Source organism: Mycobacterium sp. IS-1264 (assembly GCF_001954195.1).
Lineage (GTDB): Bacteria > Actinomycetota > Actinomycetes > Mycobacteriales > Mycobacteriaceae > Mycobacterium.
The window spans coordinates 1-24,175 of record NZ_MBES01000029.1 but is presented as its reverse complement, the minus strand read 5'-3'; the positions used below and the strand labels follow the sequence as shown (position 1 = coordinate 24,175).

Sequence of the window (24,175 nt, the reverse complement as noted above, 5' to 3'; positions counted from 1 at the left end):
TCGTTCACCCAGAACCGGTTGTGGTTCTTGGACCAATTGCACGGGCCCTCACCGGTTTACAACATGGCGGTGGCCCTACGGCTGCGGGGTCAGCTCGATGCCGATGCGCTGAGTTTGGCGTTGGCCGATGTGGTGGCCCGCCACGAGAGCCTGCGCACCGTGTTCGTCGCCCCGCAGGGCGCACCGCAGCAGGTCGTGGTGCCGGCTGAGCGGGCCGACTTCGGCTGGGATGTGGTGGACGCTGCGGGCTGGTCGGAAGGCCGGCTGCGGGACGCCATTGAGGAGATGGCGGCCCACGCGTTCGATCTGGCGGACGAGATCCCGTTGCGGGCGCGGCTTTTCCGCGTCGGCGAGGATGAGCATGTGCTGGCCGCGGTGGTGCATCACATCGCGGCCGACGGGCTCTCGATCGGCCCGCTGGTGCGCGATCTGGGCGTGGCCTACGCCAGTCGCGCGGTGGGGCAGGCGCCGGGGTGGATGCCATTGCCGGTGCAGTACGTCGATTACACGCTGTGGCAGCGCGCGCAATTCGGTGAACTCGACGACAGCGAGAGCCGGATCGGCGCCCAATTGGCTTACTGGGAAGGCGCTTTGGCGGGGATGCCGGAGCGCCTTGCGTTGCCGACCGATCGGCCCTATCCGCCGGTGGCCGACTACCGGGGGGCCACGGTTGCGGTGGAGTGGCCGGTCGAGGTGCAGCAGCGGCTGCGCCGCGTGGCGGCGGAACACAACGCGACCAGTTTCATGGTGATGCAGGCCGCGTTGGCGGTGCTGTTGGCGAAGATCAGCGCGACAAGCGATGTGGCCGTGGGGTTCCCGATCGCCGGGCGGCGTGACGCGGCCCTGGATGACTTGGTCGGCTTTTTCGTCAACACCCTGGTGTTGCGCCTCGATGTGGCCGGCGACCCGACCGTAGCCGAGGTCTTGGCGCAGGTGCGCCAACGCAGCCTGGCCGCCTACGAGCATCAGGATGTGCCCTTCGAGGTATTGGTCGAGCGGCTCAACCCGGCCCGCTCGCTGGCCCATCACCCGTTGGTTCAGGTGATGCTGGCCTGGCAGAACTGGCAACAAGGCGATCCCACCGCCGGAGTGGCCTTGGGTGATGTGGAGGTCAGCCCGCTGCGGGCGGATACCCATAGCGCCCGCGTGGATTTGACGTTTTCGTTGGCCGAACGCTGGACCGAGGACGGCCAGCCCGCCGGGATCGGCGGCGAGGTGGAGTTTCGCACCGATGTCTTCGACGCGGCCAGCATCGAAACCCTCATCGAGCGGCTGCAGCGTATCTTGGTGGCGATCACCGCCGACCCGACGCGGCGGCTGTCCTCGGTCGATGTGCTCGACCCCGGAGAGCAGGCCCGCCTGGATGGCTGGGCCAACCGCGCGGCGCTGACCCAACCCCCGACCACGTCGGTGTCGATTCCGGCGGTGTTCGCGGCGCAGGTCGCCCGCGCCCCCGAGGCGGTGGCCATCAGCTTCGAGGGCCGTCCCATGACGTACCGGGAGGTTGACGAGGCGTCGAATCGGTTGGCGCACTTGCTGGTTGGCCAGGGGGTGGGCCCGGGACATCGGGTGGCACTGCTGTTTTCCCGGTCGGCCGAGGCGGTCGTGTCGATCCTGGCGGTGCTGAAAACCGGTGCGGCGTATGTGCCGATCGACCCGGTGGTGCCGGACGCGCGGATGCAGTTCGTGCTCGGCGACGCCGCGCCCGTCGCCGCGATCACCACTACAGCCCACGCCGACCGCCTCGACGGGCAGCGGCTGCCGGTGATCGACGTCGACGACGCGCGGATCGCCGCCCAGCCCAGCACCGCATTGCCGGCCCCGGCGCCCGACGAGATCGCCTACCTGATCTACACCTCGGGCACCACCGGAGTCCCCAAGGGGGTGGCCGTCGCGCACCGCAACGTGACCCAGCTACTCGAGGCATTGGACGCCGACCTCGGGCTCTCGCCCGGGCAGGTGTGGACGCAGTGTCATTCCCTGGCTTTCGACTTCTCGGTGTGGGAGATCTTCGGCGCGCTATTGCACGGTGGGCGGCTGGTGGTGGTGCCCGAATCGGTGGTTCGCTCGCCGGGACACTTGCACGCCTTGCTGATTCGCGAACAGGTCAGCGTGTTGAGCCAAACCCCGTCGGCGTTCTATGCGCTGCAAACCGTCGACGCGCAATCCCCCGAGTTGGGAGATCAACTCAAGCTCGAGACGGTGGTGTTCGGCGGTGAAGCGTTGGAACCGCAGCGTGTTGGGACCTGGTTGGACAATCACCAGGGGCTGCCGCGGCTGATCAACATGTACGGCATCACCGAAACGACGGTGCACGCGTCGTTCCGCGAGGTCGTTCACAGCGATGTCGACAGCGCGGCGAGTCCTATCGGGGTGCCGTTGGCGCATCTGGGCTTTTTCGTGCTCGACGGCTGGATGCGGCCGGTGCCCGCCGGGGTCGTCGGGGAATTGTATGTGGCCGGTTTCGGGTTGGCGTATGGCTATGTGGGCCGCGCCGGGTTGACCGGATCGCGGTTTGTGGCTTGCCCATTCGGGGCGCCCGGCGCGCGCATGTATCGCACCGGCGATGTGGTGTGTTGGGGTTCCGACGGGCAGTTGCGGTATCTGGGGCGCGCTGACGAACAGGTCAAGATCCGCGGCTATCGGATCGAGCTCGGTGAAGTCCAGGCCGCGCTGGCCGGCGTGGACGGGGTGCAGCAGGCGGTGGTGGTCGCCCGCGAGGACCGCCCCGGCGACAAGCGATTGGTCGGCTACGTGACCGGGACCGCGGATCCGGTCGCGGCGCGCGCGAAGCTGGGCGAGCGGTTGCCCGAATACATGGTGCCGGCCGCGGTGGTCGTGATCGATACCCTGCCGATGACGGTCAACGGCAAGGTCGACAAGCGGGCCCTGCCCGCGCCGGAGTATCAGGACGCCGGCGGTTACCGCGCCCCGACCACCCTCACCGAGGAGATCGTGGCCGGGATCTATGCCCGGGTGCTCGGGCTGGAGCGGGTCGGCGTCGACGAGTCGTTCTTCGAGCTGGGCGGGGATTCGCTGTCGGCGATGCGGGTGATCGGCGCGATCAATGCCGCGCTGGATGCCGGTCTTTCGGTGCGCGCCCTGTTCGAGGGGCCCACGGTCGCACAGCTGACGCCCCGCATCGGTGCGCGCGGGGACGGGCTGGAGCCGTTGGTGGCCGTCGAGCGCCCGGCGGTGATCCCGCTGTCGTTCGCCCAAAACCGGTTGTGGTTCCTCGACCAGATGCAGGGGCCGTCCCCGCTCTACAACATGGCGGTGGCGTTGCGCCTATGCGGGCGCCTCGACGCCGATGCATTGGGTGCCGCCCTCGCCGACGTGATCGGCCGCCACGAGAGCCTGCGCACGCTGTTCCCGGCGGTTGACGGGACCCCCCAGCAGTTGGTAATTCCGGTAGAGCGGGCCGATTTTGGTTGGGACGTCGTGGAGGCGACGGACTGGCCGGAAAGCCGGCTGCGGGAGGCCGTCGGCACAGCGTCGCGGTACACGTTCGACCTCGCCAACGAAATCCCTTTGCGGGCAAAGCTTTTCCGGGTAGTCGACGACGAACACGTACTGGTGGCCGTGGTGCACCACATCGCCTCCGACGGGTTGTCGGTTGGCCCGCTGGTGCGTGATCTGGGTGTGGCGTATGCCAGCCGCTGTGCGGGAGAAGCCCCCGACTGGGCGCCGTTGCCGGTGCAGTACGTCGACTACACGCTGTGGCAGCGCGAGCAACTCGGCGAGCTCGACGACGCACACAGCCGCATCGCCGCGCAGGTGGCCTATTGGGAGGATGCCCTGGCCGGGATCCCCGAGCAGTTGGCGCTTCCCACCGACCGGCCCTATCCGGCGGTTGCCGATCAGCGCGGCGCCCGCGTCGCGGTGGACTGGCCGGCCGACTTGCAGCAGCGGGTGCGAGAGGTGGCGCGCGAGCACGGCGCGACGAGCTTCATGGTGGTGCAAGCCGCCCTGACGGTGCTGCTGTCCAAGCTCAGCGGAAGCAGTGATGTCGCAATCGGTTTCCCGATAGCGGGGCGCCGCGATCCCGCGCTGACCGAGCTGGTCGGTTTCTTCGTCAACACCTTGGTGCTGCGTGTCGATCTGGCCGGGGACCCCACCGTGGAGGAATTGTTGGAGCAGGTGCGCGAGCGCAGCCTGGCCGCCTACGAGCACCAAGACGTGCCCTTCGAAGTGCTCGTCGAGCGGCTCAATCCCACCCGTAGCCTGAGCCATCACCCGCTGATCCAGGTGGCGCTGGCGTGGCAGAACCTTGCCGGGCAGGACAGCGATCCCGCCGCCGCGTGGGCGCTGGGTGATCTGCGGGTTACGCAGGTTCCAGCCGAGGCCGACACCGCTCGCATGGATCTGGTGTTCGGCTTGGCCGAGCGTTGGACCGAGTCCGGTGAGCCCGCCGGGATCGGCGGGGAAGTGGAGTTTCGCACCGACGTGTTCGACGCGGCCAGCATCGAGATGCTGATCGAGCGGTTGCGGCGGGTGATTGTGGCCATGACCGCCGATCTCGAAGGGCAGTCATGAGCGCCCGTTCGGGGCAGCGATTATCGGCGATCGATCTGCTCGATGAGGACGAGTTCGCCCAGCTGGATGTGTGGGGCAACCGGGCGGCGTTGACCCGGCCGCCGACGGCGGCGTCGTCGATTCCGGCGTTGTTCGCCGAGCAGGTGGCGCGCACGCCCGAGGCGGCGGCGGTGACTTTCGACGGCCGCACCATGACGTATCGCGAGCTGGACGAGGCGTCGAACCGGTTGGCGCACTTGCTTTCTGGCCACGGTGCACGGCTCGGGCAGTGCGTCGTGCTGCTATTGCCGCGGTCGGAACGGGCGATCGTGGCGCTCTTGGCGGTATTGAAGACGGGTGCGGCCTATGTGCCGATCGACCCGGTGGTGCCGGACTCCCGGGTTGAATTCGTGCTCGGCGACGCCGCGCCGGTCGCCGCGATCACCACCACCGAGCTGATCGGCCGGTTGGACGGGCACGACGTCCCGGTCGTCGACGTCGACGACCCGCGCATCGCCGCTCAGCCCGGCACGGGCCTGCCGACGCCGGCACCGACGGCCGGGGATTTCGCCTACCTGATCTACACCTCCGGCACCACGGGCGTGCCCAAAGGGGTGGCGACCACCCACAGCAACGTGACGGAGCTGTTGTCGACGTTGGATGGCGGTCTGCCGGCGCCGGGCGTGTGGGCGCTGTGCCACTCCTTGGCCTTTGACGTCTCGGTGTGGGAGATCTTCGGCGCGCTGCTGCGTGGCGGGCGAGTGGTGGTGGCGCCCGAAGAGGTGACCGCCTCACCGGACGACTTCCACGCGTTGCTGGTTGCCGAGCGGGTCAGCGTGTTGACCCAAACCCCAACCGCGGTGGCGGCATTGTCACCCGAGGGCGTGGACTCGGCGTTGGTCATGGGCGGTGAGGCCTGCCCGGCCGAGGTGGTGGATCGATGGGCGCCGGGGCGGGTGATGGTCAACGGCTACGGCCCCACCGAGACCACGATGTGCGTGTCGATCAGCGCACCGCTGAAGGCGGGATCGGGTACGCCGCCGATCGGGTCGCCCGTCGACGGGGCGGCGTTGTTCGTCCTCGACGGGAAGTTGCGGCCCGTCCCCACCGGGGTGGTCGGGGAACTCTACGTAGCCGGCACCGGCGTGGCCGCCGGCTATGTCGGTCGGGCCGGGTTGACGGCGACCCGGTTTGTGGCCTGCCCCTTCGGCGGTCCGGGGATGCGGATGTATCGCACCGGCGATCGCGTGCGCTGGGGCGCCGACGGGCAGCTGCAGTATGTGGGGCGCGCCGACGAGCAGGTCAAGATCCGCGGCTATCGCATCGAACTCGGCGAAGTGCAAGCCGCCCTCGCCGCCGTCGATGGGGTGGAGCAGGCGGTGGTGATCGCCCGCGAGGACCGCCCCGGCGACAAGCGGCTGGTGGGTTATGTCATCGGGACGGCGAACCCGGTCGAGATCCGCGCGCTGCTGTCCGAGCGGCTCCCGGTCTACATGGTCCCCGCGGCGGTGATCGCGATCGACGCGCTGCCGCTGACTTCCAACGGCAAGCTGGACACCCGTGCGCTTCCGGCACCGGAATACCAGGACGGCGATCACTTCCGAGCCCCGAACGGCCCGGTCGAGGAGACCCTGGCCGGTGTCTTCGCCCAGGTGCTTGGTCTGGCGCGCGTCGGGGCCGATGAGTCGTTCTTCGATTTGGGCGGGGACAGCATTTCGGCGATGCGCCTGATCGCCGCGATCAACACGGCCCTGGACGCCGGCCTCGCGGTCCGCACCGTGTTCGAGGCGCCGACCGTCGCCCAGCTGGCGCCCCGGATCGGTGCCGACGGGGAAGGGCCCGAGCCGTTGGTGCCCGGCCCGCGGCCCGCCGTCCTGCCGCTGTCGTTCGCCCAGTCCCGGTTGTGGTTCCTGGACCAGTTGGAGGGGCCGTCACCGACCTACAACATCGGGGTGGCGTTGCGGCTACGCGGCGAGTTTGACGTCGACGCGTTGGGCGCGGCGCTCGGCGATGTGGTGGGCCGCCACGAAAGCCTGCGAACGCTGTTCGCGGCGCCCGACGGCATGCCCCAGCAGGTGGTTGTTCCCGTCGAGCGGGCCGACTTCGGGTGGCAGGTCGTCGACGCCGCCGACTGGTCGGCTAGCCGCTTGGATGAGGCCATCGGTGCGGCGGCACGTCACCCTTTCGATCTGGCCTCCGAGATCCCTTTGCGGGCAAGGCTTTTCCGCGTCGCCGAAGACGAACACGTGCTGGTGGCCGCGATGCACCACATCGCCGCCGACGGGTTGTCGGTGACCCCGCTGGTGCGGGATCTCGGCGTGGCCTATGCCAGTCGGAGTGCCGGACAGGCCCCGGGGTGGGCGCCGCTGCCGGTGCAGTACGCCGATTACACGTTGTGGCAGCGCGACCAGCTCGGTGAGCTGACCGATCCGGATAGCCGCATCGCCGCCCAGCTGGAATTCTGGCTGGCCGCCCTGGCCGGGATGCCCGAGCGCCTGGCGCTGCCCACCGACCGGCCCTACCCGCCGGTGGCCGATCACCGCGGCGCCAGTGTGAAGGTCGACTGGCCGGTCGAGATACAGCAGCAGGTCACCCGGCTGGCCCGCGAGCACAGCGCGACCAGCTTCATGGTGATGCAGGCCGCGCTGGCGGTGTTGCTGTCCAAACTCAGCGCCAGCCCCGACGTGGCGGTGGGATTCCCGATCGCCGGCCGTCGAGACACCGCGCTCGACGAGCTGGTCGGCTTCTTCGTCAACACCCTGGTGCTGCGGGTGGACCTGACCGGCGATCCGACCGTCGCCGAGGTGTTGGCCCAGGTGCGCCAGCGCAGCCTGGCCGCCTACGAACACCAAGACGTGCCGTTCGAAGTGCTCGTGGAGCGGCTCAACCCCACCCGGTCGCTGACCCATCACCCGCTGGTCCAGGTGATGTTGGCGTGGCAGAACAACGAGCCCGCGAAGCTGAGTTTGGGCGACGTGCAGGCCACCCCGTTGCCGGTGGACACCCAGAGCGCCCGCACGGACCTGACGTTCTCCTTGGCCGAACGCTGGACCGAGGACAGCCAGCCCGCCGGGATCGGTGGTGAGGTGGAGTTTCGCACCGACGTGTTCGACGCGTCGAGCATCGAGGCGTTGATCGAGCGGCTGCGACGGGTGCTGGTGGCGATCACCGCCGATCCCGCCCGCCGGCTGTCCTCGGTGGATGTGCTCGATGCCGGTGAGTACGCCCGCCTGGATGCGTGGGGCAACCGCGCCGTGCTGACCGAGGCGGCCCCGCCCGCGGCGTCGATTCCGGCGTTGTTCGCCGCGCAGGCGGCGCGGGCCCCGGAGGCGGTGGCGATCACCTGTGGGGATCGCGGCATGACTTACCGGGAGGTCGATGAGGCGTCGAATCGGTTGGCGCACTTGATGATCGGGCAGGGGGCGGGCCCGGGCCAGTGTGTGGCACTGCTGTTCGCCCGTTCCGCCGAAGCGGTCGTGTCGATTCTGGCCGTGCTGAAAACCGGGGCGGCGTATCTGGCCATAGACCCGTCGGCGCCCGCGGCGCGCATGGAGTTCATGCTCGACGACGCCGCACCGATCGCCGCGATCACCACCACCGAACTGGCCGTGCGGCTGGACGGATGCGGCCTTCCCGTCGTCAATATCGACGACCTACCCGACGACCTCCCCGCCGACGCCGAACCCAGCGCCGTGTTGCCCGGGCCGACCCCCGCCGACGTCGCCTACCTGATCTACACCTCGGGCACCACCGGCGTCCCCAAGGGGGTGGCCGTCGCCCACCGCAACGTGACCCAGCTGCTGGAATCTCTGGACCGCGACCTGTCGCCGGGTCAGGTCTGGACCCAATGCCACTCCCTGGCATTCGACTTCTCGGTGTGGGAGATCTTCGGTGCCCTGTTGCACGGCGGGCGCCTGGTCGTGGTGCCCGATTCGGTGGTGCGCTCGCCCGAAGACCTCCACGCCTTGCTCGTCAAAGAACAAGCCAATGTGTTGAGCCAGACCCCTTCGGCGTTTTACGCGCTGCAAACCGCCGACGCGTTGCAGCCCGAGCTGGGGGACCAGCTCAAGCTCGAGACGGTGGTCTTCGGCGGCGAGGCGCTGGAACCCCAGCGTCTCGCGACGTGGCTGCACCACCACTCGGGGTCGCCGCGGCTGATCAACATGTATGGCATCACCGAGACGACGGTGCACGCCTCGTTCCGGGAGGTCGTCGACGCCGATGTCGACAGCAACGCCAGCCCGATCGGCGTACCGCTAGCACACCTCGGGTTCTTCGTGCTCGACGGCTGGTTGCGGCCGGTGCCCGCCGGGGTGGTCGGGGAGCTGTACGTGGCCGGCGGCGGGCTGGCGTACGGGTATGTCGGCCGGGCCGGATTGACGGCGACACGGTTTGTGGCCTGCCCGTTCGCCGGCGCGGGAGCGCCAGGAGCACGCATGTATCGCACCGGTGACCTGGTGTGCTGGGGTGCCGACGGACAACTGCGGTACCTGGGCCGCGCCGACGAGCAGGTCAAGATCCGCGGGTATCGCATCGAACTCGGTGAGGTGCAGGCGGCGCTGGCCGCGCAGCCCGGCGTGCAGCAGGCCGTGGTGATCGCCCGCGAGGACCGCCCCGGCGACAAACGCCTGGTCGGATACGTCACCGGGACCGCCGATCCGGCCGCGGCGCGCGCCGCACTGGCCGACCGGCTGCCGGCCTACATGGTGCCGACCGCGGTGCTGGTGATCGACGCCCTGCCGCTGACCGTCAACGGCAAACTCGACACCCGCGCCCTGCCCGCGCCGGAATACCAGGAGGTCGATCAGTACCGCGCCCCGGAGGGCCCCGTCGAGGAGACCCTCGCCGGCATCTACGCCCAGGTGCTCGGGCTGGAGCGGGTCGGCGCCGACGAGTCGTTCTTCGAGCTGGGCGGCGACAGCATCCTGTCGATGCAAGTGGTGGCGCGGGCGCAGGTGGCCGGTCTGGTGTGTCGGCCGCGCGACATCTTCGTCGAGCAGACCGTGGCCCGGCTGGCCCGGGTGGTCCGCAAGGCGCCGTTGCTGTCCGTGACCATCGGTCCGGATCGCACGGCGGACGAGGGTGTCAAGCATGTGGTCGCAACGCCGATCATGCGGTGGTTGAAGGGGCTGGGTGGCCCCGTCGAGCAGTTCAACCAGACGGCGGTGTTGCGGGCTCCAGCGGGCGTGACCGAGGCGGACGTGGTCGTCGTGCTGCAGGCGTTGCTGGACCGGCATCCCATGCTGCGGCTGCGCGTCGCCGACGACGGGGCCCGCGGCTGGTCGTTGACGGTGCTCGAGGCGGGGTTGGTCCACGCGAGCGCGCACCTGCGATCCGTCGAGGCGCTCTCCGACGAGGCGGTGCTGCAGGCCCGGTCGAGGTTGAACCCGGCCGTCGGGGCGATGCTCAGCGCGTTGTGGGTGCCCTCGACCGGCCAGCTGGCGTTGCTGATCCACCATCTGGCCGTCGACGGGGTGTCGTGGCGGGTGCTGCTGACCGACTTGAACATCGCCTGGGTTCAGCATCGCGGTGGGCAGCCGGTGGTCTTGTCCGCGGAGGGGACGTCGTTTGCCCGGTGGGCGTCACTGCTCGCCGAGCATGCGCAGCGCCCGGAAGTCGTGGACCAGGCGGACGCTTGGCGGCGGGTGGCGGCGGTTCCGGCGGCGCTGCCCGCGGTGCGACCCGCGGTGGACACATTCGCCAGGGCCGGACGCTTGTCGGTGTCGCTGGGTGTCGAGGACACCCGCATGCTGCTCGGTGAGGTGCCGGCGGCGTTTCACGCCGGGATACACGAGATCCTGTTGATCGCGTTCGGCCTGGCGTGGGCGCAGTTTTTGGGGAGCGACGGCGCGCCGATCGGCATCGATGTGGAGGGCCACGGGCGTCATGAGGAGCTGGCCCCCGATCTTGACCTGTCGCGCACCGTCGGGTGGTTCACGACCATCTACCCCGTGTCCCTGGCGGTCGGTGGGGTGCCCTGGGCGCAGATCGTGGCGGGCGACGCCGCGTTGGCGGCCGCCGTCAAGGAGGCCAAGGAGCAGCTTCGCGCTCTGCCGGATCCGTTGACGTACGGCTTGCTGCGTTATCTGAACAACGAGGTGCAGCTGGCCGGACCGGGTCCGCGGATCGGTTTCAACTACCTGGGGCGGCTGGGCGCGGCGGCCACCGAGATCTCCGACGATTTCTGGCGTGTCAGCTCCGACGGCGAAGAGATCGCCGGCGTCAGCGCGGCCATCGAGATGCCGCTGCCGCACACCGTCGACCTCAACGCCGCCACCGTCGATACCGACGCCGGCCCGCACCTGCAGGCCAACTGGACGTGGGCGCAATCGGCGCTGGACGACGAACAGGTCGGCAGGCTGAGCCGGCTGTGGTTCGACGTTCTGGGCGGCATCTGCGCGCACGTGCGCCGCGGCGGGGGCGGGTTGACGCCGTCCGACATCGTGCCCGCCCGATTGAGCCAGCAGCAGATCGACGACCTGGAGCGGCAACACCGCGTCGCCGACATTTTGCCGCTGACCCCCCTGCAGCAGGGGCTGTTGTTCCACGCCAACGCCGCGCACGGATCGGGCGACGACGCGTATGCGGTGCAGCTGGACATCACCATCACGGGCCCGCTCGACCAGCATCGGTTGCGCGATGCGGCGTCCGCGGTGGTCAAACGGTATCCCAACCTGGCGGCCCGCTTCTGCGCGCAATTCGACGAGCCGGTGCAACTCATCCCGGCCGATCCGGCGCCGCCGTGGCGGTACGTCGAGCTGGACGCGAGCGGCGCCGATGTCGAGGAGCAGATCCAGCGGCTCTGCGCCGACGAACGCGCCGCGGTCTGCGATTTCGACAACCCACCGGCCTTTCGGGTGGCGTTGATCCGCACCCGGGCGGATCGGCACCGGTTTGTGCTCACCAATCACCACATATTGATGGACGGCTGGTCCCTGCAGATCCTGCTGCGGGAAATCTTCGCCGGCTACTGCGGGCATCGCCTGCCCGCCGCCGTGCCGTATCGCCGATTCGTCGACTGGCTGGCCGATCGGGATCGCGGAGCCGCCCACGCGGCCTGGCGCGACGCGCTGGCCGGCTTCGACACCCCCACCCTGGTGGGCCCGCCGGATCGGTTAGGGCTCGGGCGCCGCGGCGATCAAACGTTCCGGGTGCCCGAGGAGACCACCCGCGCCATCGGCGAGCTGGCCCGCTCGCGGCGCACCACCGTCAGCACCGTGTTGCAGGGCGCTTGGGCGCTCCTGCTGATGTCGCTGACCGGTCAGCGTGACGTCGCCTTCGGCGCCGTCGTGTCGGGGCGGCCGGCCGAGGTGGCCGGCGCGGAATCGATGGTGGGCCTGTTGATCAACACGGTGCCGGTACGGGCCATCGTCGCGGCGGAAACCACCGCAGCGGACCTGCTGGACCAGCTGCAAAGCGCACACAATCACACGCTCGAACACCAGCACCTGGCCCTTAGCGATATTCATCGCATCGCCGGCCGGGAAAGGTTGTTCGACACGGTTTTCGTGTACGAAAACTATCCGACCGACACCGCGGCGTTGTCGGGCATCGACGGGCTGGCCATCACCGACGTCACCACCCGCGACTACTACCACTACCCGCTCACGATCCAAGCCGCGCCGGGCCGTGAGCTGGAGCTTCGCGTCCAATACCGGACCGAGCTTTTCGACGAGGCCGGCATCGAAGCGTTGATCGGGCAATTGCGCGGACTGCTGGTGGCGATGACCGCGGAGCCGACGCGACGGTTGTCGTCGATGGATGCGCTGGACGCCGATGCGGACGCCCGGCCAGGCGGCCGTCGTGACCCCACGGCGCCGCCGGCGGCGCAACACCGGGATGCCGAGGGTTACCGGGCGCCGGCCAATGCGGTCGAGGAGATCGTGGCCGATATCTATGCCCGGGTGCTGGGGATCGAGCGGGTGAGCGTCGATGACTCGTTTTTCGATATGGGCGGGGATTCGTTGGCGGCGATGAGGGTTATCGCGGCGATCAACGCCGCTTTGAACGTCCGCCTTGCGGTGCGCGCCCTATTCGACGCGGCCTCCGTTCGAAGCTTGAGTCAGCACTTGGGCAGCATGCCGACGGCCGTCATCACCGCGAAGTGACGCGGCGCCGGAACCCGAACCACGCCAAGGGATTTCGCGGCCGCCCGGCCGGCCAACGTCGAGGCCCGCGCGCTTTGACGAATAACCGTCGGCAGCGAATTCTTCGGCGCCGCTTATGAAGTTCTTATGAGCGGCAACGTCGGGGTTGTGTTAACGCGGCATTGACGAGCACCAAAAATTCACCGTCTGGAGCGGCTAGGGCTCCGGCGGACAACCGCGCCGAAGCGGAACCCATCGTCGCAGCTCAGAGCGCCGGAAGCGCCAGCCGCGAAAGCCCGTATGGGGCACTGATCGGCGAGTTGTGTCGAGGGTCACTCGGATCGCACCAGGGACTTTTTCGAAAGCGCATACAGGCCCTACTAGCCTCCATTACCGTTTGTGAGGGGTTTCCTTCATTTCGACTAGCGGGTACGGAGAATCGGTGAGCGTCAATCCGTTCGACGACGACGGTGGCAGCTTCCTCGTCTTGATCAACGACGAGGAGCAGCACAGTCTGTGGCCGGTCTTCGCCGATGTTCCTGCCGGCTGGCGGGTGGTTTACGGCGAAGCCGAGCGCGCTGCATGTCTGGACTACATCGAACAGAACTGGACCGATATCCGGCCGAGGAGTCTGCGCGAGAGGCTGGCAGCGGTTCAGGCAGAGAAGTAGACCATCGGGCTTGGGGGATCTTATGGAACTTGAGGACCGGGCACTTCCGCTGACGAGAGCTCAGCAGGACATCTGGCTGGCCGAGGAGACGGGGCTCTTCGGCGCCAGGTGGCAACTGGGCGTGTTCGTGCGAATCGCCGGACCACTCGACACCGATGTGTTCGAATCGGCGATCCGTCACGCGGTCAGCGAGGCCGAACCGCTGCGCGCGTCGTTTTTCCAGCAGGACGGCCAGGTTTTCCAGAAGATCGTGGACGACCCGCACGTTGAGCTTGCCCGCTATGACCTGATGGGCTCGCACGATCCCGAGCGCGATGCGTATCGGCTGGCGTCGTCGATTCAGCGCACGGTAATGCCGCTGAGCGGTCCGCTGTTCAAATTCGCGTTGATGCAAACGCGGATCGACGAGTTCTATTTCTTCGTCTGCTGCCACCACATCGTGACCGACGGCGTCGGCCTCGCCTTCGTTCTGCACCGGCTGGCGACCGTCTATAACGCGATGACTGAGGGCGTGTCGGCCCCTCCCGCGTTCTTCGGGTCGCTGACCGATCTGGTCGATTGCGAGCTGGCGTACGAAGCCTCCGCCGACTACGACGAGGACCGGGCCTACTGGGCGGATCACCTTCCGCCGGACAGCGAACGGCAGGCCGGGTCGGTGGTGGAGGCCGGCGGGCGTGACCCGCACGAGTTTGGTGCTCCGGTGGAGTTGGACCCGGTCGCGGTAGCCGGGATGGACGAGTTGGCGCGGGCGCTGGGGATGCGCCGATCGTCGGTGATGACCGCGGCATGCGCGCTGCTGGTGGGCGGCTGCGACGGTGAGGGCTCGCAGGTCGTGTTCGACTTCCCGGTCAGCCGGCGGGTGGATCCGCAGCTGAAGTTGGTGCCCGGGATGATTTCCGGCGTCGTCCCGCTGGTGTTGACGGCGTCACCGAGCGCGTCGATCGCCGAGTTCTGTGCGCATGTCGACACGCGGATCCGCGAGACGTTGCAGCACCAGCGTTTCCCGGTGCACGCCATGGAGAACGCGGCGCACTTCCATGCCTTCGGGCAGGCGTCGAATCGGGTTGGGCTTAATTTCATTCCGACGACACACCTGACGGACCTTGCCGGTTCCGCGGTGACGGCGACGCTGACCCACGACGGTTTGGGGGATCAGTTCCGCCTGGTCTTTTTCCGGGACGAGGAAAAGCTCTTCCTGAGCACGCCGGGTACCGGCCAATTGTTTGCGAACTGCGAGATCGGCGAGCTGGCCAAGCGCCTGGAGCGGGTGTTCACAGCGATGACCGCCGACCCGACACGGCGGCTGTCGTCGATCGATCTGCTCGATGAGGCCGAGCAGGCCCGCATCGACGAGATCGGTAACCGGCCCGTGCTGGCCGAGCGGCCGGCGCCCGCCGCGTCGATCCCGGCGTTGTTTGCGGCGCAGGTGGCGCGCGTGCCGGAGGCCGTGGCGGTGAGCTTCGCGGGCCGCTGCACGACCTACCGCGAGCTCGACGAGGCGTCGAACCGGTTGGCGCACTTGCTGGCCGGCGAGGGAGTGGGGCCGGGGCAGCGGGTGGCATTGCTGTTCTCCCGGTCGGCCGAGGCCATCGTGTCGATCTTGGCGGTGCTGAAGACCGGGGCGGCGTATGTGCCGATCGACCCGGCGGTGCCGGCGGCCCGCATCGAGTTCATGCTCGAGGACGCCGCCCCGCTCGTGGCGCTGACCACCGGCGACCTGGCCGCCCGGCTGGACGGGCACGAGCTGCTGGTCATCGATGTCGACGACCCGCGGATCGCCACCCACCCCAGCGCGGCGCTGCCGGCCCCGGCGGCCGACGAGACCGCCTACCTGATCTACACCTCGGGCACCACCGGCGTGCCCAAGGGCGTGGCGATCACCCACCACAACGTGATCCAGCTGATGAAGACGCTGGACGACAGCCTGGAGTTGACCGGCCAGGTGTGGTCGCAGTGGCATTCCCTGGCGTTCGACGTCTCGGTCTGCGAGATCTGGGGCGCACTCCTGCACGGCGGCCGGTTGGTCGTGGTGCCTGAATCGGTCGCACGGTCACCGGAAGACTTCCACGCCCTGCTGGTCAGGGAGCAGGTCACCGTGTTGAGCCAGACGCCGTCCGCGTTCTACGCGCTGCAAACCGCCGACGCGCTGTCGCCCGAGCTGGGCCGCCAGCTCAAGCTCCAAACGGTGATATTCGCCGGCGAGGCGCTGGAGCCCCAACGTCTCAAGAAATGGCTGCACAACCACCCCGGGCTGCCGCGGCTGATCAACATGTACGGCACCACCGAGACCACGGTGCACGCCTCGTTCCGGGAGATCGGCGAAGCCGACATCGACAGCACCGCCAGTCCCATCGGGGTGCCGCTCGAGCACCTGGGCTTTTTCGTGCTGGACGGCTGGATGCGGCCGGTCCCGGCCGGGGTGGTCGGCGAGCTGTATGTGGTCGGTTCCGGCCTGGGATACGGCTACGTCGGGAGGGGCGGGTTGACCGCGACGCGGTTTGTGGCCTGCCCGTTCAGCGAGCCCGAAGCGCCGGGAACACGGATGTATCGCACCGGCGATCTGGTGTCTTGGCGTGGCGATGGGCAGCTGGAATACCTGGGCCGCGCCGACGAGCAGGTCAAGATCCGCGGCTACCGGATCGAGCTGGGTGAAGTCCAGGCGGCACTGGCCCGCGTGGGCGGGGTCCAGCAGGCGGTGGCGATCGTCCGCGAGGACCGCCCCGGCGACAAGCGACTGGTGGGGTACACGACCGGAACCGCCGAGCCGGCCGCGGCGCGCGCCGCGCTGGCCGAGCGGCTGCCGTCCTACATGGTGCCGGCCGCGGTGGTGAGGCTGGAGGCGCTGCCGCTGACGGTCAACGGCAAGCTCGACAAGCGCGCCCTGCCCGCGCCGGAGTACTCCGATGCCGATCGTTACCGCGCCCCCGTCAGCGCGGTCGAGGAGATCCTGGCCGGCATCTACGCCCAGGTGCTCGGTGTCGAGCGGGTCGGCGTCGACGAGTCGTTCTTCGAGCTGGGCGGCGACAGCATTTTGTCGATGCAGGTGGTGGCCCGGGCGCGGGCGGCCGGTGTGGTGTGCCGTCCGCGCGACATCTTCGTCGAGCAGACCGTCGCCCGGCTGGCCCGGGTGGCCGGTGTCGCCGACGGTTCCGGCGACGTGGTCGACGAGGGCCTTGGCGCGGTGATAGCCACCCCGATCATGCGGTGGCTCAACGACATCGACGGCCCGGTCGACCAGTTCAACCAGACCGTGGTCGTTGCGGCTCCGGCCGGCGTCAGCGAGGCCGACGTGAAGGTGGTGCTGCAGGCGCTGCTGGATCGGCACGCCATGCTGCGGCTGCGCGTCGACGACGACGGCACCGGAGGTTGGTCGCTGCAGGTGCCCGACGTGGGATCGGTGGATGCCGGCGCATGCCTGCAATCGGTCGACGTGCTCTCTGACGAGGTCCTCGTCGATGCGCGGTCGCGGTTGAATCCGGCCGCCGGCGTGATGCTCAGCGCCGTGTGGGCGGCCTCCACCGGGCAGTTGGCGTTGATCGTCCACCATCTGGCCGTCGACGGGGTGTCCTGGCGAATCCTGTTGGAAGACCTCAACATTGCGTGGGCCCAGCATCACAGCGGGCAACCGGTGGCGTTGCCGGCCGGCGGGACGTCGTTTGCCCGGTGGGCGAAGCTGCTGGCCGAATACGCACGCGATCCGGCGGTGGTCGATCAGACCGAGGCGTGGCGGCAGGTGGCGGCGGTCCCGGCGGTGCTGCCCGACGTCCAACCGGAGATCGACAGCTACGTCAGCGCCGGGCAGTTGTCGGCGGAGCTGGACGTCGAGACTACCCGGATGCTGCTCGGTGAGGTGCCGTCCGCGTTTCGCGCTGGGGTGCAAGACATTTTGCTGATCGCGTTCGGGCTGGCGCTCTCGGAGTTCTTGGGGACCGGTGGCGCGCCGATCGGTATCGACGTCGAGGGCCACGGACGCCACGAGGAGCTGGGCGCCGATGTCGATCTGTCGCGCACGGTGGGTTGGTTTACCACCAAATACCCTGTCGCCCTTGCCCTTAGCGGGCTGCGCTGGGCTCAGGTGGGAGCCGGCGAAGCCGCGCTTGGTGCCCTGGTCAAGGAGGCGAAAGAGCAGCTTCGGGCGCTCCCGGACCCGCTGACTTACGGGGTGCTGCGCTACCTGAACCCCGACGTCGACCTGGCCGATGCCGACCCGCCAATCGGCTTCAACTACCTGGGGCGCATGGGCGCGGGGGCAGCCGAGATGTCCGACGACCTCTGGCGACTCTGCGAGGACGGTTTGGCAGCCGGCGGTGCCAGCGCGGCAATACCCATGCCGCTGATGCACACCCTGGAGCTCAATGCCGGCACCGTCGACACCGGCTCGGGCCCGCGCCTGCAGGCCAACTGGACCTGGGCGCCCTCGGCGCTGACTCACGCGCACGTTAACCGGCTGAGCCAATTGTGGTTCGAGGCCCTGGCCGGTATCTGCGCGCATGTGCGCGGCGGTGGAGGCGGGTTGACGCCGTCTGATATCGCGCTCGCCGGTCTTAGCCAGCAGCAGATCGACGAGCTCCAGCGACACTATGCGGATCGCTGACGTCCTGCCCCTGACCCCACTGCAACAGGGGCTGCTCTTCCACGCCAGCACCGTCCAAGGTGGCGACGATCTGTACGCCGTTCAGCTCGACATCACCGCGACCGGCCCTCTTGACCCGCATCGCCTGCGCGATGCGGTGCAAACAATGGTCAACCGGCATCCCAACCTGGCGGCGTTGTTCTCCGAGCAATTCGACCAGCCGGTGCAGATCATCCCGGCCGATCCCGAGACCGGTTGGCAGTACGTCGATTTGGACGGCGGCACCGACGCCGACGTCGAGGAGCAGGTGCAGCGGCTCTGTGCCGCTGAGCGCGCGGCGGTCCGCGATCTCGCTGAGGAGTCGGCTTTTCGGGCGGCGCTGATCCGCACCGCGCCGCATCAACACCGGTTCGTCCTGACCTTCCACCACATCGTGGTCGACGGCTGGTCGCTGCCGATCGTGCTGCAGGAAATCTTCGCCAGCTATTACGGCCAACGGCTGCCGGCGGCCGCGCCGTATCGCCGGTTTGTCACCTGGCTGGCCGATCGAGACGTCGGCGCGGCCCGCGCGGCGTGGCAGGCGGCGCTCGCGGGGTTCGAGGCGCCGACCCTGGTCGGCCCGCCCGATCGGCTCAAGCTGGGGCGGCGCGCCGTTGCCTCGTTCCGGGTCCCGGCAGAGATCACCCGCGACGTCGGAGAGCTCGCGCGGTCCTGCCGGACCACGGTCAACATCGTGCTGCAGGGCGCCTGGGCGCAGCTGCTGACCCTGCTGACCGGCCAGCATGATGTCGCCTTCGGTGTCACGGTCTCGGGTCGGCCCGCCGAGGTGCTGGGCGCGGACTCGATGGTGGGACTGCTGATCAACACGGTGCCGGTGCGGGCGAACATGGCGGCGGGCACCACGGTCGCGGACCTGCTCGATCGGCTGCAGCAGGTCCACAACGACACCCTCGACCACCAGCACTTGGCGCTGCGCGACATCCACCGCGTCACCGGTCACAACCAGTTGTTCGACACCCTTTTGGCGTTCGAGAACTACCCGATCGACATCGAGGTGTTGTCGGGCGTCGACGGGCTGACCGTCACCGAGTTCACCAACCGCGAATACAACCACTACCCGCTCGCCGTGCAGGTGCTGCCGGGCAGCGAATTGGGCCTGCGCGTCGAATACGACACCGATGTGTTCGACGCGTCCACCATCGACACACTGATCGGGCGGCTGCAGCACATCTTGGCGGCCATGGCCGCCGATCCCGCCCAGCGGCTGTCGGCGATGGATGTACTGGACGCCGAGGAACGCGCCCGCCTGGACGGATGGGCCAACCGGGCGGCGCTCACCCGGCCGGCCAGCACGTCGGCGTCGATTCCGGCGTTGTTCTCCGCGCAAGTCGCGCGCGCGCCCGAGGCGGTGGCGCTGACCTTCGAAGGCCGCTGCACGACGTACCGCGAGCTGGACGAGGCGTCGAATCGGTTGGCGCACTTGCTGATCGGCCGGGGCGTCGGACCGGGCGAGCGGGTGGCGCTGCTGTTTCCCCGCTCGGCCGAAGCGGTCGTGGCGATCCTGGCGGTGCTGAAAACCGGTGCGGCATATGTGCCGATCGACCCGGTGGTGCCGGACGCGCGGATGCAGTTCGTGCTCGGCGATGCCGCGCCGGCCGCCGCGATCACCACCGCCGAGGTGGCCGAGCGGCTGGCCGGGTCCGACCTTCCCGTCCTCCATGTCGACGACCCGCGGATCGGCGCCCAGCCCAGCACGGGGTTGCCGGCACCAGGCGCGGATGAGATCGCCTACCTGATCTACACCTCGGGCACGACGGGTGTCCCCAAGGGGGTGGCCGTCGCCCACCGCAACGTTGTTCGGCTGCTCGAGGTGCTCGACGCCGACCTGGAGCTGTCGCCGGGGCAGGCGTGGACCCAATGCCATTCCCTGGCCTTCGACTTCTCGGTGTGGGAGGTCTTCGGGGCGCTGCTGCACGGCGGGCGCCTGGTGGTGGCGCCCGAGGCGGCGGTGCGCTCGCCGGAAGACTTGCGTGCCTTGCTGATTCGCGAACGGGTCAGCGTGCTGAGCCAGACCCCGTCGGCGTTCTATGCGCTGCAAGCCGTCGACGCGCAATCGTCCGGAGATCAGCTCACACTCGAGACGGTGGTGTTCGGCGGCGAAGCGCTTGAACCACAACGTCTTCGGACCTGGCTGGACAACCACCCCGGATCCCCGCGGCTGATCAACATGTACGGCATCACCGAGACGACGGTGCATGCCTCGTTCCGCGAGATTGTCGGCGACGACGTCGACGTCAACGTCAGCCCGATCGGGGTGCCGCTGGGACACCTCGGCTTCTTCGTGCTCGACGGCTGGTTGCGGCCGGTGCCCGCCGGCGTCGTCGGGGAGTTGTATGTGGCCGGCTCCGGCCAGGGGTACGGGTATGTCGGCCGGGCGGCGTTGACGGCGACGCGGTTCGTGGCGTGCCCGTTCGGCGGACCCGGAGCACGCATGTATCGCACCGGCGATCTCGTCTCCTGGGGCGTCGACGGACAGCTGCACTATCTCGGGCGTGCCGACGCGCAGGTCAAGATCCGCGGCTATCGCATCGAGCTCGGCGAAATCCAGGCCGCGCTGGCCGGCGTGGACGGGGTGGAGCAGGCGGTGGTGATCGCCCGCGAGGACCGCCCCGCCGACAAGCGGCTGGTCGGCTACGTGACGGGGACCGTCGAGCCGGCGACGGCGCGCGCGGCGCTGGCCGAGCGGTTGCCCGAGTACATGGTCCCGGCCGCGGTGGTGGTGCTGGACGCGCTGCCGTTGACGGTGAACGGCAAGCTCGACACCCGCGCCCTGCCCGCACCGGAATACTCGGATGCCGGTGGTTACCGCGCCCCAGCGACCCTGACCGAGGAGATCGTGTCCGGGATCTACGCCCAGGTGTTGGGGCTGGAGCGGGTCGGCGTGGACGAGTCGTTCTTCGATCTGGGCGGGGATTCGCTGTTGGCGATGCGGGTGATCGCCTCGATCAACAAGTCTCTGAATGCAGGCGTTTCGGTGCGAACCCTGTTCGAGGCGCCCACGGTGGCGCAGTTGGCGCCCCGCATCGGGGCGGGCGGGGACGGGCTGGAGCCCTTGGTGGCGGGGGAGCGGCCGGCGGTGGTTCCGCTCTCGTTTGCCCAGAACCGGTTGTGGTTCCTCGACCAGCTGCAGGGGCCATCCCCGATCTACAACATGGCGGTGGCGTTGCGGCTGCGCGGGCGCCTCGACGCCGACGCGTTGGGTGCGGCCCTGGCCGATGTGGTGGCCCGCCACGAAAGTCTGCGGACAGTGTTTGCCGCGCACGACGGGATCCCCCAGCAGATAGTGCTGCCGGTCGAGCGGATCGACTTCGGTTGGGAAGTTATCGACGCCACCGGCTGGCCGGAAAGCCGGCTGCGGGAAGCCATCGGCACCTCGGTGCAGTACACGTTTGACCTTGCCGGCGAGATCCCTTTGCGGGCAAGGCTTTTCCACGTCGGCGAACACGAGCACGTGCTGGTGGCCGCCGTGCACCACATCGCCGCCGATGGCTGGTCGGTGAGGCCGCTGGTGCGTGATTTGGGTGTGGCGTATGCCAGCCGGTCCATTGGGCAAGCCCCCGACTGGACGCCGCTGCCGGTGCAGTACGTCGACTACACGCTGTGGCAGCGCACGCAGTTCGGTGAGCTCGACGACAGTGACAGCCGCATGGCCGCGCAGCTGGCCTACTGGCAGGACGCCCTCGCCGGGATGCCCGAGCGGCTGGAGCTTCCCACTGACCGGCCCTACCCGGCGGTCGGCGATTACCGCGGTGCCCGGGTTTCGGTTGACTGGCCGGCGGACCTGCAGCAGCGGGTGCGCGACGTGGCCCGCAAGCACGATGCGACCAGCTTCATGGTGATGCAGGCCGCGCTGGCGGTGTTGCTGTCCACGCTCGGCGCCACCGACGACGTGGCGGTGGGGTTCCCGATCGCCGGGCGGCGCGACCCCGCGCTCGACGAGTTGGTGGGCTCCTTCATCAACACCCTGGTGCTGCGGGTGGATCTGACCGGTGATCCCACGGCCACCGAATTGTTGGACCAGGTGCGCCAGCGCAGCCTGGCCGCCTACGAACACCAAGACGTGCCCTTCGAGGTCCTGGTGGAGCGGCTCAACCCCACCCGGAGCCAGGCCCACCATCCGCTGGTGCAGGTGTTGTTGGCCTGGCAGAACAACGAGCCCGCCACGCTGAGCCTGGCGGATCTGCGGGTCACGCCGCTGCCGGTCGACACCCACACCGCCCGCATGGACCTCGCCTTTTCCCTGGCCGAACGCTGGACCGACGCCGGCGAGCCCGCCGGAATCGGCGGGGAGGTGGAATTTCGCACCGACGTGTTCGATGCGGCCAGCATCGAGGGGCTGATCGAGCGGTTGCGGCGGGTGTTGGTGGCCCTCACCACCGACCCGGCCCGGCGGCTGTCGTCGATCGATCTCGTCGACGACGACCAGCAGGCCCAGCTGGACCGGTGGGGGAACCGGGCAGTGCTGGCCCAGCCCCCAGTCCCGGGGGCGTCCATCCCGGCGTTGTTCGCCGCGCAGGTCGTCCAGGCTCCGGAGGCCGTAGCGATCAGGCACGGGGAGCGGTCATGGACGTACCGCGAGGTCGACGAGGCGTCGAATCGGTTGGCGCACTTGCTTTCCGGCCACGGTGCGGGCCCGGGGCAGTCGGTGGCGGTGCTGTTTCCCAGATCGGCCGAGGCGATCGTGGCGATTGCGGCGGTGCTCAAGACCGGGGCCGCCTACCTGCCGATCGACCCGGCGCACCCCGACGCGCGGATCGAGTTCATGCTGGCCGATGCCGCGCCCATCGCCGCGATCACCACCGCCGAGCACGCCGACCGGCTACACGGGCACGGTGTGACGGTCATCGATGTCGACGACCCGCGGATTCGCGCCCAGCCCAGCACCGCACTGCCCGGACCCGCACCGGACGACATCGCCCACATCATCTACACCTCGGGCACGACCGGTGTCCCCAAGGGGGTCGCCGTAACCCACCGCAACGTGACCCAGTTCCTCGCGGTCGCGGATTCCTATGTGCCGCCGGGGATTTGGACGCAGTGCAATTCCTATGGCTTCGACACGTCGGTGTGGGAGATCTGGGGCCCGCTGCTGCACGGCGGGCGCGTGGTGGTGGTGCCGGAATCGGTTGCCGCCGCGTCCGAAGACTTTCACGCCCTGCTCGTCAGGGAACGGGTCAGCCTCCTGACCTGGACCCCGTCCGCGGTGGCGACGTTGTCGCCGCAGGAGTTGGGGCAGATGGCGTTGATCGTCGCCGGCGAGGCCTGCCCGACCGACGTGGTGGATCGGTGGGCGCCGGGGCGGCTGATGCTCAACGCCTGCGGCCCGACCGAGACGACGATGGTGGTGACGTTGAGCGCGCCGCTGGCGCCGGGGTCGGGTGTGGTGCCGATCGGCTCGCCGGTGCCCGGGTCGGCGTTGTTTGTGCTGGACAAGTGGTTGCGGCCGGTGCCGGCCGGGGTGGTCGGGGAGCTATACGCGGCCGGTCGCGGCGTCAGCTGCGGCTACGTCCGCCGGGCAGGTTTGACCGCGTCGCGGTTCGTGGCGTGCCCGTTCGGCGGGGCCGGGACGCGGATGTATCGCACCGGGGATCTGGTGCGGTGGCGGCCCGACGGGCAGCTGCAGTACCTGGGCCGCGCCGACGAGCAGGTCAAGGTCCGCGGCTATCGCATCGAACTCGGTGACGTCCGCTCGGCGCTGGCCGGCCTGGACGGGGTGGACGACGCGGCGGTGATCGCCCGCGAGGATCGGCCCGGCGACAAGCGGCTGGTGGGTTACGTCACCGGGGCCGGCGAGCCGGCTCGCCTGCGCGCCCAGCTGGCCGACCAGCTGCCGCCGTATATGGTGCCGGCCGCGATCGTCGTCGTCGACGCGCTGCCCCTGACACCCAACGGGAAACTCGACGTCCGCGCCCTACCGGCACCGGACTACCAGGACGGTGCCGTTTATCGCGCCCCTTCGGGCGCGGTGGAGGAGATCCTGGCCGGCATCTACGCCAAGGTCCTCGGTCTGGAGCGGGTGGGGGTTGACGACTCCTTCTTCGAGCTGGGTGGGGATTCGCTGTCGGCGATGCGGGTGATCGCGGCGGCCAACAAGTCGCTGGACGCCGGGCTTGCGGTGCGTGTCTTGTTCGAGGCCCCGACGGTGGCCCAGTTGGCCCTGCGTGTCGGCGCCGAGGGGGACGGGCTCGAGCCCCTGGTGGCCGGGGAGCGGCCGGCGGTGGTGCCGTTGTCGTTCACCCAGAACCGGTTGTGGTTCTTGGACCAATTGCA

At 69.2% G+C, this 24,175-nt stretch carries 3 protein-coding genes and 2 pseudogenes; all 5 read left to right on the top strand.

The window, feature by feature from the left end; all coding sequences use genetic code 11:
- Positions 1–18: 18 nt before the first annotated feature.
- Positions 19–1,302, top strand: a pseudogene (locus A5744_RS25295) (condensation domain-containing protein); the annotation flags it as partial.
- 186 nt (positions 1,303–1,488) lie between these two features.
- On the top strand, positions 1,489–4,536 hold the full coding sequence (locus A5744_RS25200) for an amino acid adenylation domain-containing protein (protein WP_346425761.1): 3,048 nt from the start codon (positions 1,489–1,491) through the stop codon (positions 4,534–4,536).
- The gene (locus A5744_RS05935; RefSeq protein WP_076059236.1) at positions 4,533–12,623 is read left to right on the top strand and encodes a non-ribosomal peptide synthetase; all 8,091 of its coding nucleotides are present in this window, start codon (positions 4,533–4,535) and stop codon (positions 12,621–12,623) included. Before A5744_RS25200 ends, A5744_RS05935 begins: the two co-directional genes overlap by 4 nt.
- 421 nt (positions 12,624–13,044) lie before the next feature.
- Positions 13,045–13,272 carry an MbtH family protein gene (locus tag A5744_RS05930; RefSeq protein WP_076059235.1) on the top strand — a complete coding sequence of 76 codons (228 nt, stop codon included), beginning with the start codon at positions 13,045–13,047 and terminating at the stop codon, positions 13,270–13,272.
- A gap of 10 nt (positions 13,273–13,282) precedes the next feature.
- Positions 13,283–24,175 (top strand): annotated as a pseudogene (locus tag A5744_RS24935) (amino acid adenylation domain-containing protein); the annotation flags it as partial.

Bases quoted from the DNA above. Each gene is read 5' to 3' on its own strand.
- A5744_RS25200 (WP_346425761.1), top strand. From the start codon at position 1,489: ATGACGTACCGGGAGGTTGACGAGGCGTCGAATCGGTTGGCGCACTTG.
- A5744_RS05935 (WP_076059236.1), top strand. From the start codon at position 4,533: ATGAGCGCCCGTTCGGGGCAGCGATTATCGGCGATCGATCTGCTCGAT.